Source organism: Brevibacillus sp. FSL K6-2834 (assembly GCF_038592925.1).
GTDB lineage: Bacteria > Bacillota > Bacilli > Brevibacillales > Brevibacillaceae > Brevibacillus > Brevibacillus borstelensis.
In genome coordinates, this window is the sequence record NZ_CP151945.1 from 2,191,224 (window position 1) to 2,207,909 (window position 16,686).

Annotated in this window: 15 protein-coding genes; 3 read left to right on the forward strand and 12 right to left on the reverse strand. The window is 53.6% G+C overall.

Annotated elements, in window-relative coordinates; genetic code table 11:
• Positions 1–6: 6 nt before the first annotated feature.
• Complete coding sequence (locus NST96_RS10800) at positions 7–1,005, reverse strand: PucR family transcriptional regulator (protein ID WP_243014616.1); 999 nt, start codon at positions 1,003–1,005, stop codon at positions 7–9.
• A 40-nt stretch (positions 1,006–1,045) separates the two neighbouring features.
• Positions 1,046–1,996: a metallophosphoesterase gene (locus tag NST96_RS10805; protein WP_003387465.1), complete on the reverse strand. Its 951-nt coding sequence runs from the start codon at positions 1,994–1,996 to the stop codon at positions 1,046–1,048.
• Between the two features lie 163 nt (positions 1,997–2,159).
• Here NST96_RS10805 and acsA point away from each other — a divergent pair, with 163 nt between their 5' ends.
• A complete protein-coding gene (gene acsA, locus NST96_RS10810; protein WP_003387464.1) occupies positions 2,160–3,875 on the forward strand; it encodes an acetate--CoA ligase in 1,716 nt (571 codons plus the stop codon).
• A gap of 105 nt (positions 3,876–3,980) precedes the next feature.
• Here the strand turns inward: acsA and NST96_RS10815 are convergent, their stop codons facing one another.
• The 4 genes from NST96_RS10815 to NST96_RS10830 form a co-directional block, all read right to left on the reverse strand.
• On the reverse strand, positions 3,981–5,138 hold the full coding sequence (locus tag NST96_RS10815) for a cation diffusion facilitator family transporter (protein ID WP_024985128.1): 1,158 nt from the start codon (positions 5,136–5,138) through the stop codon (positions 3,981–3,983).
• Between the two features lie 34 nt (positions 5,139–5,172).
• Entirely contained in the window at positions 5,173–6,222 is a 1,050-nt protein-coding gene (locus NST96_RS10820; RefSeq protein ID WP_031931738.1) for an NAD(P)-binding domain-containing protein, read from the reverse strand.
• 164 nt (positions 6,223–6,386) lie between these two features.
• Positions 6,387–7,763: a hypothetical protein gene (locus NST96_RS10825; RefSeq protein ID WP_024985130.1), complete on the reverse strand. Its 1,377-nt coding sequence runs from the start codon at positions 7,761–7,763 to the stop codon at positions 6,387–6,389.
• 225 nt (positions 7,764–7,988) lie between these two features.
• Positions 7,989–8,324 (reverse strand): metalloregulator ArsR/SmtB family transcription factor, encoded by a 336-nt coding sequence (locus NST96_RS10830; protein WP_051567436.1) that lies wholly within the window; start codon positions 8,322–8,324, stop codon positions 7,989–7,991.
• Positions 8,325–8,544: 220 nt separating this feature from the next.
• Here NST96_RS10830 and NST96_RS10835 point away from each other — a divergent pair, with 220 nt between their 5' ends.
• Positions 8,545–9,549 carry a permease gene (locus NST96_RS10835; protein ID WP_003387457.1) on the forward strand — a complete coding sequence of 335 codons (1,005 nt, stop codon included), beginning with the start codon at positions 8,545–8,547 and terminating at the stop codon, positions 9,547–9,549.
• 11 nt (positions 9,550–9,560) lie between these two features.
• On the forward strand, positions 9,561–10,661 hold the full coding sequence (locus NST96_RS10840; protein ID WP_024985132.1) for a TIGR03943 family protein: 1,101 nt from the start codon (positions 9,561–9,563) through the stop codon (positions 10,659–10,661).
• Between the two features lie 211 nt (positions 10,662–10,872).
• Here NST96_RS10840 and NST96_RS10845 read toward each other — a convergent pair whose 3' ends face one another.
• The 6 genes from NST96_RS10845 to NST96_RS10870 form a co-directional block, all read right to left on the reverse strand.
• Positions 10,873–11,754 carry a metal ABC transporter permease gene (locus NST96_RS10845; RefSeq protein ID WP_003387455.1) on the reverse strand — a complete coding sequence of 294 codons (882 nt, stop codon included), beginning with the start codon at positions 11,752–11,754 and terminating at the stop codon, positions 10,873–10,875.
• Positions 11,751–13,106 (reverse strand): metal ABC transporter permease, encoded by a 1,356-nt coding sequence (locus tag NST96_RS10850; RefSeq protein WP_024985133.1) that lies wholly within the window; start codon positions 13,104–13,106, stop codon positions 11,751–11,753. Before NST96_RS10850 ends, NST96_RS10845 begins: the two co-directional genes overlap by 4 nt.
• The gene (locus NST96_RS10855; protein ID WP_003387453.1) at positions 13,103–13,894 is read right to left on the reverse strand and encodes a metal ABC transporter ATP-binding protein; all 792 of its coding nucleotides are present in this window, start codon (positions 13,892–13,894) and stop codon (positions 13,103–13,105) included. The genes NST96_RS10850 and NST96_RS10855 overlap by 4 nt, the downstream gene beginning before the upstream one ends.
• A 27-nt stretch (positions 13,895–13,921) precedes the next feature.
• Positions 13,922–14,884, reverse strand: coding sequence for a zinc ABC transporter substrate-binding protein (locus NST96_RS10860; RefSeq protein ID WP_342406291.1), 963 nt, complete (start codon positions 14,882–14,884; stop codon positions 13,922–13,924).
• A 227-nt stretch (positions 14,885–15,111) separates the two neighbouring features.
• Positions 15,112–15,774 carry a response regulator transcription factor gene (locus NST96_RS10865; protein ID WP_339167761.1) on the reverse strand — a complete coding sequence of 221 codons (663 nt, stop codon included), beginning with the start codon at positions 15,772–15,774 and terminating at the stop codon, positions 15,112–15,114.
• Entirely contained in the window at positions 15,771–16,580 is an 810-nt protein-coding gene (locus tag NST96_RS10870; protein WP_003387449.1) for an ATP-binding protein, read from the reverse strand. The genes NST96_RS10865 and NST96_RS10870 overlap by 4 nt, the downstream gene beginning before the upstream one ends.
• Positions 16,581–16,686: the final 106 nt, after the last annotated feature.

Consider the following 16,686-nt stretch of genomic DNA (forward strand, 5'->3'; position numbering starts at 1 on the left):
GTTTGGTTATTTTTGACGAAAGAGCAGAAGAAGCTGCAGCAGAACGGCTTCGGTGAACTGCCGCGGGTCCAGTCCGGTCTGTTCGGTAAGCTTGTCCAACCGGTACAGCAGCGTATTTCGGTGGAGAAAAAGCTGCCGGGCTGTCTCGCTGACATTCAGGTGCCTGGCAAAAAACGTTTCCAGCGTCTCAACCTGCTCCGCATTCAACTGAGGCAGAGGGATCATCTCTTCGATGGCCTTTTGCAGAGACTCCGTTGTCTCCGGGCCAAGCATCATCACCCAGCGCTCCAGCGGAAATTGGCGTACGCTGGCAACCATTGTTTTTGGCCGGAATTTACGCAAGGCACTGGACAGGGTTAAAGCCCGCGTCAGAGCGTCCCCCAGCTGTGGCGGCTGCCCGACTGGCTCGCCGACGATAACCCGCACATTTTCCATGCATTCCGTCGAGATCAGGTCATGCAAGCCGGATGCCCACTCCAAGCCCGTTTCCTCGTCGAGCTTTGAGCCAAGAGCAGACAAAGGGACTGCCAGCAACAGGTAGGGGAAAGGCAGGGGAAACTGGGAGAGGGAAGCCCCCTTGAAAAAGTCCGGCAGGATCGGAGCAAGGGAATGCCATGAAAAGCCTTCCCGGCACTGCTCCAGCAAAAAAGGAACCCGCGGCTCTTGCCAATGCAGTTGTTTTGCCAACCCGGCAGGAGGGGGAGTAGGCGCTCCCAAAGCGATCTCGTGTAACCAGTTCGCAAGCTGTGACTGGTCCGAGGCGGCCTGCAGCTTCTCCGAAAACATGAGGGAGAGGAGCGCTCGCGGAACGCCTTCCCACGCTGTGCTCGGAATCATCACGATGCTGCATTGGCCGCTCGAGCTTGCTTGGGCGACGATCTCCCAGCCTTCCTCTTCCAGTCGCAGCGACTCCGCCCTGATCTGTTCTACGGTACCGCACAAATAGGAAATAGGCAGGTTTGTCGCCTGCCGGATTTTATCGACTTCGTATTTCCAATCGTTCATCTCCGCACCCCGTCTTTTTATCCGTTGGCCTCATTATACCTTAATCGAGAGCCAGGGTGGGAGCAGCTTCTGCTGCAGGTACCTTCTTTACAGCTTGGATGTCCTCTGCCGCATGCACCGTCTCAGAATTCACTTCGTGAGACTGAGCCAGGGCGAAATACGATGCAGGCGCGAGGGTGTGCAAAGCGATCTCGGGACGCGAGCGCAGGCGAATGTTCAACCCGGTCTGTCCCACGCCCTCGCTGATGTAGAAGGGACGGCCGTCGAACTGATGCAAGCCTTTCACCATGTTGAGCTTTGGCAGTTTCCCCATCTTTGCCAAATGGTATGGCTTGGGCCAGTGAATCTGCCCGCCATGAAAATGGCCTGCGAGCAAATAGTCGTACGGATAGTCCTTCATTTCCAGGACGAGGTTGGGGTCATGCGTCAATACAAGTCGCAGTCCCTCTTCGGGAACGCCGTTAAACGCCTTTTTCAGATCGCTGTGGCGGGTAGCGTAGTCGTCAACTCCGATAATGTGCAGCGGTTGGCCATACGCATTTACCGTTACGTGCTCGTTGATCAGGACCTTGCAGCCGATCCGTCTCAGCTCCGCTATTAGCTGGGCCAGTTTTGGAGAGGAGAGGACATAGTCGTGGTTGCCCAGGACAACGTAAGTGCCGAGACGGGGCTGAAGCGACATGACGGTTTCCACGTAGCGGACGGCTTTGGGGATATTTTTCTCGCGATCGAGCAGGTCCCCTGTGATCGCGATCAAGTCGACGTTGCGAGCAGCATAGTCACGGGCGATCTGCTCCGCCTTGATCGAAAGGTTTTCCATATGCAAATCGGAAAGGTGCAAAATGGAAAGCGGCAAATGCCGTTCTGCGTTTGGCACTCGTTCCGACTGTTTCAGTGCAATATCGACAAATGTGGTGTTTACTTTAAACGTATTGCGGTAGGCACGGGCAAAGAGGACAGCAATCAGCAAAAAAAAGAAAATCCAGGTCATCCCGGATCTCACCTCCGCATTATGATTTGTACGTCTATTATACCGGATAAAAGATTCGATAGGGGAAGTAGGTTTTTGGTAGGAGGAATTTGTCAAGAAGTGAAGAAATATTATGAAAGTTGAAAGAAAAAGATCCTTCAGCCACACAAGGAGAGTGAGAGGTATGAAAGTGGAAATGATTCCAACTACGGAAGGACAAAGCAACCTGACGAATTATGAGGAAGCATATGCCAACTTTGATTGGTCCGAAGTGGAAAAGCAGTTTACCTGGTACGAAACGGGAAAGGTAAACATGGCTTACGAAGCACTTGATCGACATCTTTTGACAGAACGTAGGGATAAAACAGCTCTGTTGTTCAGCGACGCAACGAGAAATGAAAGCTATACGTTTGCCCAGTTGAGCGAGTTGTCCAACAAATTCGGGAATGTGCTGCGCAATCTGGGGATTAAAAAGGGAGACCGCGTATTCGTTTTTATGCCGCGTTCCCCGGAATTGTATGTAAGCTTTTTTGGCATTTTGAAGCTCGGCGCTATCGTCGGGCCGCTCTTTGAAGCTTTTATGGAGGCTGCCGTCCGTGACCGCTTGGAGGACAGTGAAGCAGTCGCCATCGTCACGACTCCAGCCTTGCTGCCTCGCATTCCTGTAAAAGACCTGCCACATCTGAAGCACGTGATCGTAGTAGGGGCGGATGACTCGCTGGGTGAAGGGCTGATCAGCTTTGAAAAAGCGATGAGCGAAGCTTCCTCCGACCTGGAGATCGAATGGGTCGACCGGGAAGACGGCATGATTCTGCACTACACCTCCGGTTCTACAGGGAAGCCGAAAGGGGTCCTGCATGTACACAACGCGATGATTCAGCATCTGCAGACAGGCAAATGGATTCTCGATTTTCAGGAGGGAGACATCTACTGGTGTGCAGCGGACCCAGGCTGGGTAACGGGAACCGCTTACGGCATTTTCTCCCCATGGCTGAACGGCGTCACCAACGTCGTGCGGGGTGGACGATTTACGCCGGAGGCTTGGTACAAGACAATCGAGCAGTACAAGGTGTCGATTTGGTACAGCGCGCCTACAGCTTTCCGCATGATGATGGGTGCGGGCGATGAGCTCGTCAAGCAGTTTGACCTGTCGTCCCTGCGGCACGTCCTGAGCGTCGGCGAGCCGCTCAATCCGGAAGTCGTTCATTGGGGAATGCGGGTCTTCCAGAGACGGATTCACGACAACTGGTGGATGACCGAGACAGGCGGACAAATCATCTCCAACTACCGCTGCATGCCGATCAAGCCTGGTTCGATGGGCAAGCCGTTCCCGGGCATCTACGCGGCGATTCTCGATGATCACGGAAATGAACTGCCGCCCAATCGCATGGGGAATCTGGCCGTCCGCGCCGGCTGGCCGTCAATGATGCGGCAAATCTGGAAAAACCCGGCCAAGTATGAGGAGTATTTCCGCTTTCCGGGCTGGTATGTATCCGGCGACTCTGCTTACAAAGACGAGGATGGCTATTTCTGGTTCCAGGGCCGGGTAGACGATGTAATCAACACCTCCGGCGAACGGGTCGGTCCGTTTGAAGTAGAGAGCAAGCTGGTGGAGCATCCGGCGGTTGCTGAAGCAGGCGTGATCGGCAAGCCCGATCCGGTGCGTGGGGAAATTATTAAAGCGTTCATTTCGCTGCGGGCCGGCTACGAGCCAAGCGAGGAATTGATGGAAGAAATCCGCAAGTTTGTAAAAGAAGGGCTGGCTGCGCATGCGGCCCCGAGAGAAATCGAGTTCCGCGACAAACTGCCGAAAACCCGCTCCGGCAAAATCATGCGCCGAGTGCTGAAGGCTTGGGAGCTTGGACTTCCAACCGGCGATCTGTCCACGCTGGAAGATTAAGAAGCGCAAGCTTGCCTGCATCGCCCGACAATACGAAAAAACTCCTGACAATCGCGTCAGGAGTTTTTTGCTTTCCAGTTTTTTGCGATCCGTGGAAAGAAGGACTCAGGAAGTAGCTTTTGGATTATCGTGATGATGACTACGGCTGTGACCAGGAGCAGAGCCGTGGTCATCATGATCGGAGGGTGCGTGGCTGTGAACATGTCCGTGATTGTAGCCGTGTTCGTGGTTGTGTTCGCGATCATGTCTGTGATCGTGCTTGTGCCCGTGATTGCCCCCATGATCATGACCGTGAACATTTGCCCATGGCTGCTTTTTCTGGTGGTTGTCGCCGTGATTTTCGCAAGCCAGCTCTGCGTGTCTGATCGAGGAGTTTTCCACCTGGATCGTCGTATGCGGAATGCCAAATTCATCGTGCAAAATGCGGATGGCTTCATTCAAGATCGGGTAGCTTGGCAAGCTGTCGTGAACGGTCAAGTGGCAGGTGAGCGAATCAAAGCCTGACGTGACTGTCCAGACGTGAAGATCATGGACCTCTTGAACGCCGCTTATTTGCTCCAAGCGTTCTTTTATTTTTCTCGTGTCAATCCGTGATGGGACTGCCTCCATTAAAATGTTGACCGATTCTTTTGTGACGCGCCAGGCGCTGAACATGATCAGGACAGCTACGATGATGCTGATCAGCGGGTCGGCCAAATACCAGTCAAACCACATCATCAAAAGGCCGCCGATAATGGCCCCGACAGAACCGAGCAGGTCGCCGAGCACATGCAAGAAGGCACTGCGAACGTTGACGTTATTTTTATAGTCGCCCCGCATCAGTACGAACGCAGCGGCGATATTGGCGAAAAGGCCGATGGCGGCGATCGCAACCATGGTGCCGCTGGCCACCTCAGGCGGATCCCACAGCCGCTGGTAGGCCTCCCACAGGATGACAAGCGAGATGACGACCAGTGTCACCCCGTTGACTAGAGCAGCGAGGATTTCAAATCGGTGCAGACCGTACGTTCTTTCGGCAGAAGGCGGGCGGGAAGCCATGATGAATGCAAGCAGGCTTAACAACAGAGCCATTGCGTCACTTAGCATGTGACCGGCATCTGACAGGAGGGCAAGGCTGTTGGTCATGAATCCGCCGATTACCTCGACGACAAGAAAGACGGTGATGATGGACAGGGCAATTCCGAGAGCGCGTTTGCTTGCGCCCTTTCCATGGTGATGGTGCGAGTGGTCGTGGGAATCGCCGTGGTGGTGATGGAAACCCATAAGATACGCCTCCTCTGTCAATGAGAGCATGAAATTAGTAATTGCAAATCCGCTCGATCAAGTACGCCGCGTCCAAGCCAACTCCCCCGAGCAAGGCAGAAGAGCGGCGATACTGCCAGGGCAGCCCCAGAAAATAAATGCCTTTTGCGGGAGAAACTCCACGAGTATGCAGGGGTTGACCCTTGGGATCGAGAACTCCCGGAACTTTTATCCAATCGTAGCGGGAATAAAAGCCTGTACTCCATATCACATTGGCTATGTCAGTGCGGCTGCCGTCTGCAAAAACTGCGGTTCGTCCCGACAAAGCGACGGTGCGTTCCTTTAGCTGGAGAGTTCCGGCCTTTTCCCATTTGCGCAGTTCACGCCTGTAGCCAAAGATCGGGTCTGGTTTTGATTGTAGCCATTTTCCCAAGCTTGAGGTTATCGGTGCCGTCAACAGGCCTGTAGCCTGAAAGTACCAGAACATGGGCTTCCCGAACAGGGAACGGGGAAGAAACATCCTCTTTTGCCCCATGGAGAGGTAAACGGTTCGATGGGAAGCAAGCTCTGCGGCGATTTGCGCACCGGAATTGCCGGAGCCGACGACGAGCACCGGCCCGTCTTGAAGCTGCGTTTCGTTTTTATAGTGAGCTGTATGGAGCTGCACAATATCATCGGCTGCCTGCGTATGCATCAGCGGAATGTTCGGAACCTGAAAGGGCCCGGTTGCAATGACGATCTGTCGGGCGCTATAAGTGCCGTCCGAGGTTTCCACGCGATAACCCGAGCCGGTTGGGATTAGGGTCTGTACTTCCGTATCGAGCTGAATCGGGAGAGAATGATGCGCAGCATACCGCTCCAGATAGTCGGCAACCTCATCCTTTGCAGGAAGGCCGCTCCGTTCGCCGGGAAAAGGAAGTCCGGGAAGATCGCTTTGTTTGCGCGGGGTGAACAGCACCAACGAATCATAACGCTCTCTCCATACATCCCCAATCCGCTTATGTTTGTCTATCAGGAGGCAGGATATTCCTTTTTTGACCAAGTAGTATCCCATCGCCAAACCGGCTTGGCCGGCTCCTACGACGATAACCTCGTATGTTTTCATGCAAAAACCTCGTTTCTTAGGGGAAAGCTCCCATTTTAAAGGTTCCAGATGAAGTACCGCATGCTGTTAGGAAAAGTATACCAAAAACAAAACAATAATCAAGCATATATTTGAATGATGAGAATAAAAAAATGGCCGCCAGGTTTCAGCGGCCCAGCAAAAGCTTATCCAGCGACTGATTGAGCAGCGGGGAACCGATAGGCGCGATGACGCGTAAGGTCGCCTCGATGCTTGACGTAGAGTGGTCCCCATGCAGGGTTGGCATCGTGCATCTCCTTGAGCAAGGCGAGCATGCCGGCAAAAATCGCTTCGATGTTTGCGTTTTTCTCCAGAGAAGCAGTGACGGAAGCCGCCACGACATGCGCGGCATACATCCCTGAAACGTAGCATTCATGCAGCTTTGACTCTGAGTGGATATGTGCCCGGATTTGGCTTGCGATGCGCTCATCTTCGTTATGCCAGTTCTGGATTTGTCCGAGTGAATGCTGTTCGAGGCTATTCAGACGTGATTCTGTTATCGCTTGAGCGACGACAGCAGCAGATTTCCGGGCAGTTTTGGCATCGACTGTCTGCCTTCCGAGCTGGATGGTAGTCAAATCCTTGTCGGTCTCGGCGGAAATCGCCTCTGCCCACGCTTCCGCCTGGTCAAATTGAAGCAGGCGAACGGTTTCGGCAGCAAGATAGCCGCGCAAAATATCGGCAGGATGGGAATCGTACTCAGGCCCCGTGTTTCGCAAGGTCGGCGTCCCGTTCCATGCACCGTTCAGCCCCCGGAAATAGCCGATCAGGCCGATACCGGCTGCGGGTCCCATGTTGAGGATTCCCAGTACATCGGAAGCGGTCTCATCCACTCGTTGCGACCAATAATTGGCCAATCCCAAGGTGAAATTTTGCTTCAACAATTGCTCGCGAATTTTTTGCGCCAGTTCTTTCAATAGGCCTGTGTCTGCGTGAAGAATGTCATGCCCCGCGGTTTCGTGGCTCAGCGCAGACCATCCGAGCAGGCCCCGTTTGGCATGAGAGGGCGGGAGATTGACAATGCCTGTTTCAAGGCCAAAGTGAGAGGCGGCCGCAATGGTCCACGTATAAGGACCGTATTCAGGCCGTCCCCACTTGACCAGCGGAGCTGTCACACTGAGGTCGGGAGGCTTGATTCCATTTCGGTCGGATGCACTTAGAAAGCCGTCATACAAGTCGCTGACCACTTCCTGGAAGGCATCGGTAGCGCGGTCTTCATAGCCTTCTCCGTTTTGGAGAATGGCCTGTGCGATGTCGAGCAGCAAACCGGCAGCCTGCTCCCGGTTGGGATCGCGGCGAAGCAGCTCGGCAAAGCCTTTTTCGGAAAGCTCGTCCAGTGCCTTGATGAAGGGCTGGTAGACGCGATCCTGATAGAGTGGCGGGAGCTTTTCCCGTGCGGCGACTAATCGAGTATACAGCTGTTGAAAGTCCGTAGGGTCTTCAGGTCCTCGGTTGTTGTCCAAGGCTGCCTCCATCACGTCTTTAATGCACAGATCCATATTCCCGATATCCGGTTGATTCATAGATGACGCCTCCTTTTGTCAAGAGTTTGCTCTAGACCAGTCAGCAACGTCAAACGGTGAATCTATATCGTGGGAAAAGCCGACCACCTCCTTTCCATGCAGTACACGGTAATCTGAAAACATAAAAGTGGAAGAAGACTGGCGTGAATGACAAGAAAGTTGTTGGCGGGATGATGGAAGTGCCCGGAGCAGGGGGAGAAAGGGGAAGGGCTTCGGGATATCAGGTCAGTTTTGTCTTCGTTCGGCTGCATGCTCAACGCCAGAGAGAATCAGATGGCGGACATGATCATCATCGAGGGAGTAGTAGACCAGCTTGCCCTCTTTCCGGTGACGAGCCAGCCCCATATTGCGCAAGAGGCGCAGATGGTGAGAGGTATTGGCGATCGTACCCTCTATCACGTTTGCTACATCACAGACGCATAGCTCCCCTTCGAGGGCGAGGGCGTATATTATTTTCGCTCTCGTATCGTCAGCAAGCGCTTTAAAGATGGTCGCTACGCCGTCGGTTTCCTGCATGCGCGGCTTCAAACGGTTTACCTTGGCTTCATCGACACTTTGCATTTCGCATATGTGGGCGTCTTTTCCGAGCGTATCATCAGATGGCACGTCATCACCTCCCTGTTTAGGTATTATAAAACGGATTGAGCTGGAAAAAAAGTACAGGTATGCAATTCGTGCAAGCAATCTCTTTTTTACATTTCCCAATAGGTGGAATTGTTGTAAAGAATGCATATAATGAGTAAGGACAAGCAATTTTGAAGCTGGATTGGAGGAACGAGCTGTGCTGGCAAAGATACGGGGGCTGTCTCTGGAAATCATGGGGGCTCTTTTGTTGGGAACGTTTGTCGTCTTGTTGCTGGGCAGAGGTGGAAGTGGCGAGTCCGGCTTGCTTGGCTTTCTTCAATCCCCGAGCTTGCTTGATGTAAAAACACTTTTTCTCAGCATTCTTCTGGAAGCCATCCCGTTTGTATTGTTGGGAGTTTTCTTTTCCGCCTTTATTCAGACGTTTGTATCGGAAGAGCAGGTAAGGCGCTGGACGCCTCGGCATCCGCTTGCGGCGATTCCTTTTGCGGGCCTTTTGGGAATCCTTTTTCCCGTCTGCGAGTGTGCGATCATTCCGGTCGTCCGGCGATTGATTCAAAAAGGGATGCCGGTTCATGTGGGCATTGTCTTCCTGCTGGCAGGGCCTGTCGTCAACCCGGTCGTATTTACATCGACGGTGGTTGCTTTTCAACGCTTTCCTGATCTGGCCTACTACCGGGTCTTGGCCGCTTTTCTCGTCGCCGTGATCACCGGTGTGCTGATATTTTTGACCGTCAAAAAGAATCCGCTCCGGATCGGTGTGGAGCAAGAGATTCGCCATGAGACGGCACATGCGGAAGCGGTCGGCGGCAAGCTCGGTGCTACGCTGAACCACGCGGTCGACGAATTTTTTGATATGGGCAAATACTTGCTGTTTGGCGCCCTGATCAGCTCAGTACTGCAAGTCTGGATCAGTCGGGAGACGCTGCTGTCTATCGGACAAACACCGTTTACTTCCCATTTGGTCATGATGGGCATGGCGTATGTGTTCTCGCTCTGTTCGGAAGCGGATGCCTTTATCGCGGCTTCCTTCGCAAATACGTTTCATGCCAGCTCGCTGTTGGCTTTTCTAGTCTACGGGCCGATGCTTGACTTGAAAAGCACGATGATGCTGTTTGGCTCGTTTCGATTCGGCTTTGTCGTCAAGCTGCTATTGACTGTGACGCTGCTGGTGCTTGCCGTCACATTGCTCATACCAGTGTAGGGGGGAGACAGATGGATGCGAATGCTGTAAAACGTCATTATTGGGTGCGCAGCTTTCTGTTGGCCGGATTTACGGTGCTGCTCGCGGAGCTGATCTGGTCGGGAAGCCTCAGTCAGTATCTGGCTCCGCGCCTGCATATGCTGAGCTATGTCACGCTCGGGGTTTTTTGCCTGCTTACGATTGCCAGTATCCGCCAGGCTGTCATTGGACCTACAGCCTATGAGTGTGACTGCGAGGACGCCCACAAGCTCCCTCGCAACCGCTGGATTTCGATTGTTGTGTACTCCTTGTTTGCTTTGCCGCTCTTGATGGGGTTTGTGATGCCGGACAAGATTCTCGGCAGCTCTTTGGCGGAAAAGCGGGGTGTTACGCTCTTGACAGGGGAAAGCCATTGGGTAAAGAAAGTCACCGTTGCTGCGCCTTTATCAGAGGAAGGTGCAGGAGGGGAGAGCGGAAGCGGTCGGTTGCCGGAGTCGTCCGGAACAGGCCAGAAAGCGAATGCCGCTGCAATTACAGGAGAAGCTGGGGATGCATCCAGCTCTAGGCAGGAGGTGGAAGTCGTCCCGATTGACTCGAATTCATCCGGAACAAACAGCATCGAGTCGAAAAATACGGACACAGGTCACGCTTCTGGCAATACAGCCGCAACAGACGAGGAACTACGCGCCTTGTTCAACCCTGAACAATTTGGCGGTTTTTATACCGATTTGGCAGTCAAGATGTACAAACAACCGGTAATTCTGCTGGATGACAAGCTGTTTCTCGACGGCTTGACGACGATGGATTTGTTCTCCAAGGAATTTGCCGGCAAAGAAGTGCAAACAATGGGCTTTGTGTACCGGGAGGCAGGATTTTCACCGGAGCAATTCGTCGTCGCCCGGTTCTCTGTTTCTTGCTGCACGGCAGATGCGACAGTCTTTGGCATTCTGGTCGAAGTGCCGGAGGCAAGCAAGTGGAAAACGGACAGCTGGGTGCAGGTTCGGGGAAAGCTGGAGTTGAGAAAAGTAAACGAGTACGACATGCTCGTGTTGAAGGCATCGAAGGTAGAAAAGGTAGAGGCGCCGAAGGACCCGTATGTCTATTACAATTTTGAAACGGCTCCCTCGCCTTGATCAGACTAGTTAACGCACCGAAGCGGGGAGCTTTTGCCGAAAAGAAAAAAGAAGCTGACGGTATCTGCCGTCAGCTATTTTTATGGCCCTAGACTTTGGGTAACTCAAGAAGTGGTTACACCAAAAAACATAGGCTCTTCCGAAAACAGGTCAGCGTTTCGGGGAACTGAATGAGAAAAGTCATGGGAACGACAACGACTCAATTCCCGGATCAATTGGTGCCCAAGCGCATTCTGCGGCGGGCCAGCATCCGGATAACCATCCCGTGGCGCGGCGAGAAGAGGAACGCCAGCAAAAACAAAAGACCGGAGACGGCTGTCATCGAGCCGGCGATCGAGCTGTCCATCCAGGAGGCGAGCAGATAGCCAAATACCGAGCAGAGAACGCCAACCCCCATACTGATAAAAAGCATGACGTGCAGCTTTTCCGTCAATAGGTATGCCGTCGCGCTGGGCACGACCAGCATCGCCACTACCAGGATGGCCCCTACGCTCTCAAACGCTGCCACGGTTGTAAAGGAGACCAGTGTCATCAGCAGGTAGTGGAAAAATACGACGGGAATGCCGATCGCGGCAGCAAGGGCGGGATCAAAGCTGCACAGCTTGAACTGCTTGAAGAAAAGGCCGACAAGCAGCAGGCTGAGCAGAAACACACCGCCAATTCCCCAAGCGGCACGCGGGCCCATGTCGATTCCGCCCCACTGCCATGTATCCCACGGGACATAAGCGATTTCTCCGTACAGGACGCAGTCCAGATCGAGATCGACCTGCGCGGTGTACAAGGAGACTAGCACGACGCCTACAGAAAACAGAGCGGTAAACGTTACGCCAATGGCAGCGTCCGCTTTCACGCCGTTTTGACTGAGAAGCTGCACGATAAAGACGGTCAACAGGCCGACGACAGCAGCACCGATCAGCATCGGCAAAATATCGCGGCTCCCGCTCAGCAAAAAGGCAATCACAATGCCGGGAAGGATCGAGTGGCTGATCGCATCCCCGAGCATCGCCATTCTGCGAAGGATCAGAAAGCAGCCCAGAAAACCGCATGAAGCAGCGACCAATGCCCCGGTCAAAATGATCCAGAACGTATTCATAGTGACAATCCTCCCTGCTCGCGGGCGTACAAGCGGCTTATGGCCTGTGTGCCTTCCGTCAGCTTCGGCGTCAAATCATACGCTTCGAGCTGGGCCAGCATCTTCTCCAGCATTTCTTCAGTCAACTGCGGTGCCAGCTCTTCCTGAGATTGATCAATGTGAACGTGATGATACTCATTTTGGTTCATGTGGTACAGGTCCCACAGCCTTTGGTTCAGCACAAGCAGATAGGAGTTTTTCAACCCATCCGGTGTAAACGTCCAGGTTGAACTTCCATCCGCCTTGGCACGTTCGGCCACGATTTTTTGCCGAACCATTTCCGCCAAAGCGCTTTTCACCTGGGACAAGCTTTTTCCGCTTTTCAAAGCGAGCTCGGCCGAACCGATTCCGAGGTAGACACCTCCCGGACGAGAGCTGCCTGCTTGCTCCTCCAAACACTCGTACAAGGCCTGCTGAACATCCTCGATCAGAACCTTGCGCCGCAGCTTGAAAAAACGGAAAAGACGCGCCAGCACCCCTCTGCGGGGAGAGAACAGGATCGAAAGGACAAAAAAGCAGGTTGCGGAAAGGACGATAGTCGGGCCGGTAGGCAGGTTTTCCTGCTGGGTGCTGATCAATGTACCAAGCACGCCGCTAAGCGCACCGAATACTCCCGACAACACGACCATTCTGCTCAGCTTATCCGTCCAGTATCGAGCGGTCACGGCAGGGGCGATCAACATGGCGGCGACGAGGACGACTCCGACTGCCTGCAAGCCGATCACGACTGACATCAGCAGCATCAGCATGAGCAATCCGTCCAAGAGGCCCATCGGATAGCCAAGGCCGCGGCCAAATCCCGGGTCAAAGGAAAGCAGGGTGAACTCCTTGAAGAGGATCGCCGTCAGCCCGATCAGTACACTGGCCACGATCATGATCGTCACCACATCGCTTTTCACCAACGAAGCAGCTTGCCCGAACAAAAATTTGTCAAGACCGCTCTGATTTCCGCTGGCGCTGTGCTGGATGAACGTCAAAAGCACGATGCCGATGCCGAAAAAAACGGACAGGACGATGGCCAGTGAAGTATCCTCCTTGATCCGGCTGTAGCGGGAGATGGCCGTAATGCTGTAGCTGGCCAACAAACCGGCTACTCCGGCTCCGATGAGAAACAGTCCGATCGATTTGGAGCCAGTCAAAAGAAAGATCATGCATACACCGGGTAACGCAGCATGTGCAAGGGCGTCACCGACGAGCGAACGCCCCCGCAGAAAGGCAAAGCAGCCGAGAATCCCGCTGCTTGTGCCGAGCAGGATGCATCCCATCAAAACCCATTGCGTATTGGGGTCTTGAAGGGCGAGAAGGAGATTCATGTTGCATCCGCCTCCCCGGACGTTTTGTCGTTGGTGAGGAGAACCTGGGTCCCCAGCACTTGCAAGCGGCCGCCATACGTTTTTTGCAGGTTTTCAGCCGTGAAGATCTCTTTGACGGGACCTGCGGCGATCACGCGTCTGTTCAACAGGATGACCCAGTCAAAGTACTCATCGACCGTCTGGAGGTCGTGATGGACGACCAGAACGGTTTTTTGCTGTTTTTTCAGATCGTTCAGAAGCTGAATGATAGCCCTCTCGGTGGCAGCATCAACGCCTGCGAACGGTTCGTCCATGAAGTAGAGCTGGGCTTCCTGGGCAAGAGCGCGGGCGAGGAAAACCCGCTGCTGCTGGCCGCCGGACAATTGGCTGATCTGGCGGTCGGCATAATCCGCCATTCCCACTTTTTTCAGGCAATCCAGGGCAAACTGCCGGTCAGCTTTGCCGGGACGCCGGAACCACCCCAATCGTCCGTATCTTCCCATCAAGACTACGTCGAGAGCGTCTGTAGGAAAATCCCAGTCTACCGACTCGCGTTGGGGGACGTAGCCCACCGATCTGCGCTGCTGGGAAAACGGCTTTCCATACACCTCCGCAGTGCCCGAAGCGGTCGGAATCAAGCCTTGAACCGCTTTGATAAACGTAGACTTTCCCGCTCCATTTGGTCCGATGATGCCGATCAGTTTTCCTTCCGGGACCGAAAGATTTACATTACGCAGTACCGGCTTTTTCTGATAGGCGACGGTCATATCGCGTACCAGCAGAGGTACAGCTCCAGTCTGGCTGCTCATCTGTCTTCCTCCTTTAGAAAAGTTAGTTTATTTTAAAGCGTTCACAATCGTATCGACGTTGTGGCGAACCATCCCGATGTAGTTGCCCTCCGGTGTGCCGGGCTCTCCCATGGCGTCCGAAAACAGCTCGCCGCCAATGGCTACAGTGTGATTTTTCGCAGCTGCACCTTGCACTACTGCTTCGATAGAGCGCTTGGGAACGGACGATTCCACAAAGACGGCTTTGATTTTGCGTTCAACCAGCGTATCTACAAGCGTCTGCACATCCTTCAGGCCATACTCGGAAGCGGTGCTGATTCCTTGCAGCCCCATCACCTCTACGTCATAGCCGCGACCGAAGTATTGGAAAGCGTCGTGCGCCGTGACCAAAACGCGCTGTTCTTTCGGGATCGAGCCGAGCTGCTCCCGTGCGTAATCATCAAGTTCTTTCAACTCTTGCAAATATCGCTCCGCGTTGGCCTGATAGCTCGATGCGTGAGCAGCGTCAAACGCGGCGAGATCGTCCCGTACCTGCTCGACAGCCTTCATCCATAGCGAGACGTCAAACCAGACGTGCGGGTCGGGGCTTTCAGGAGCAGCAGGGTCAGCCAGCAGATGCTCCCTTGTCAAACTGGCGGTAACCGCTTTTACCGGCTTCTTCGCACTCATTTTCTCGAAGATTTCGACCATTTTCCCCTCGAGATGCAGCCCGGAGTAGAAGATGATATCGGCCTGGTCAATCCGCCTGATATCTCCTTCGGACGCTTTGTACAGGTGAGGATCGACCCCGGCGCCCATCAATTGTGTCACCTCGACATGTTCGCCGCCCACTTCTTTTACAATATCGGCGACCATGCCTGTCGTTGCCGTGACTTTCCAGACAGTCTCACCAGCAGCCGGCTTTGTTGCCGGCTCCTCCTTTGTCCCGCAGCCGGTCAATAGAAAAGCAGCTGTCAAGACAGAGTAAAACGTTCCTTTCAGCACTCTTTGATATGTAGTCTTAGCACTCAAAAGTTGTCCCTCCTCAAATATTTTATCCTTAGACATAAATGTTTCCCTCGTGCAACTTTAACACAAAAAAATGGCACAGCGCAACACTATTTTCTCAGGACAAAAATGTTTCGCTTGTACAAGTTTTTTGATCCTGGAATACACGTGCTGTTGCTGTAACCATAATACACACGCAAGGGACAGCAGAGCGTGCCCGCTGGCCCTATCGCTTTCACCTGGCTGGGCAGCTAACGCTCGTCGCTTTGCTTGAGCATCAGATGATGCCTTACGGCGTAGGCTGCGAGCTGGACGCGATTGACCAGTTGCAGCTTTTCAAGAATGTTTTTGATGTGATTTTTTACGGTATTTTCTGCGATGATCAGGGCGTCGCTGATTTCCCGGTTTGTTTTGCCTGCGCCGACGTACATCACGATTTCGCGTTCGCGCGGAGTCAACACGTCGGGGACAGGCTCATTCATGCTTTCTTCCTGCCGGAAGCGGGTAAACAAGCGCGCGGCCATTTCTCTTGAGAGCTCGCTGTCTTCACCGAGAAGGGCGTGCAAATAGGTAATCCAGTCGTCCGGCTCCAGGTTTTTCAAAAGATAGCCTTGGGCCCCAAATTGTATGGCTGTGATCAGATCTCCCACATCATCAGAGATGCTGAGAATGACAACTTTTATATGCGGGTATGCCTTTTTTACCTCTCGCGTTGCCTCCAGACCAGTCCAACGCGGCATGTTGATATCCATCAGCACCAGGTCCGGCTGCAGTGCTCCGCACATTTGATAGGCTTCTTCGCCATTGGTCGCTTCACCGATGACGTAAAAGGAAGGGTCTTGCTCCAGGAGACTGCGGATAGCCAGCCTCGCCATATGGTGATCATCTGCAATCAGAACGCGGTACGCATTCACGCTTTGTTACCTCCTCGATCGAACACCAGGCGGATGGAAGTGCCGCCCTCCGTTCTCTGTGTAATTTCGATAGTGGAGCCCAGCTGCTTGGCTCGTTCCCGAACCATTTTAAGGCCGTATTTTTTCGCTTCATGCTCGTCCAGGCTGATTCCGATGCCGTCGTCTTCGACAGACAGACACCAATTGTCTGCACGTAACGCTTTTAATGTCAGCCAAGCGTGTCTGGCCCCTGCATGCTTTTGAATATTGGCAAAGGTCTCTTGGACAATGCCAAATAGCTGGACTTCTTCGGCAGGGGAAAAGAAGCCGTCAGGCACTTCGATCTGGTGAGTGACATCAACGCCGGAGAGGGCGCTCCACTGTGCCAGCCAGTTTTCCAGCCGCTGGGTCAGGCTGCTGCCTTCTTCGGGGAGAGAGCGCAGGTTGAAAATGGCGTGGCGTACGTCATTGTCAATCGCGGAGACTGCAGCGCGGGCGTCCTCCAATTGGCCCTGCTTCAGCTTGACGTTGAGGAAGAACAGTGATTGGGCAATACCGTCATGCAGCTCTCTGGCCAGCCGTTCCCGCTCTTCGTAGACGGCGCGGCGAGCTTGTTCCTCCACGATCCGGGCATTCATCCGGTCAATCTTGCGGAACATCCAGGTAGCGAAGAGAAAGGAGAGCAGCAGAGTCAATATTGTGATGTAGACATTGCCTGTTTCCATGGATAAATAAGGCAGCAAAAAGTCGTGGCGTACAAATTCAAAACCGCCGATGACGATTGGCGGGAGCAGTACAGTCAACCAGTATAAGACACGGTACGTCATAGTTACATCCCTTTCCTTTGACCAGATGGTACATTCCCAGTATACCGGAGGAGACGGGCTGATGATATACTCATAACAGAAGACAGAGAGGATAGGAGGAGCAGAC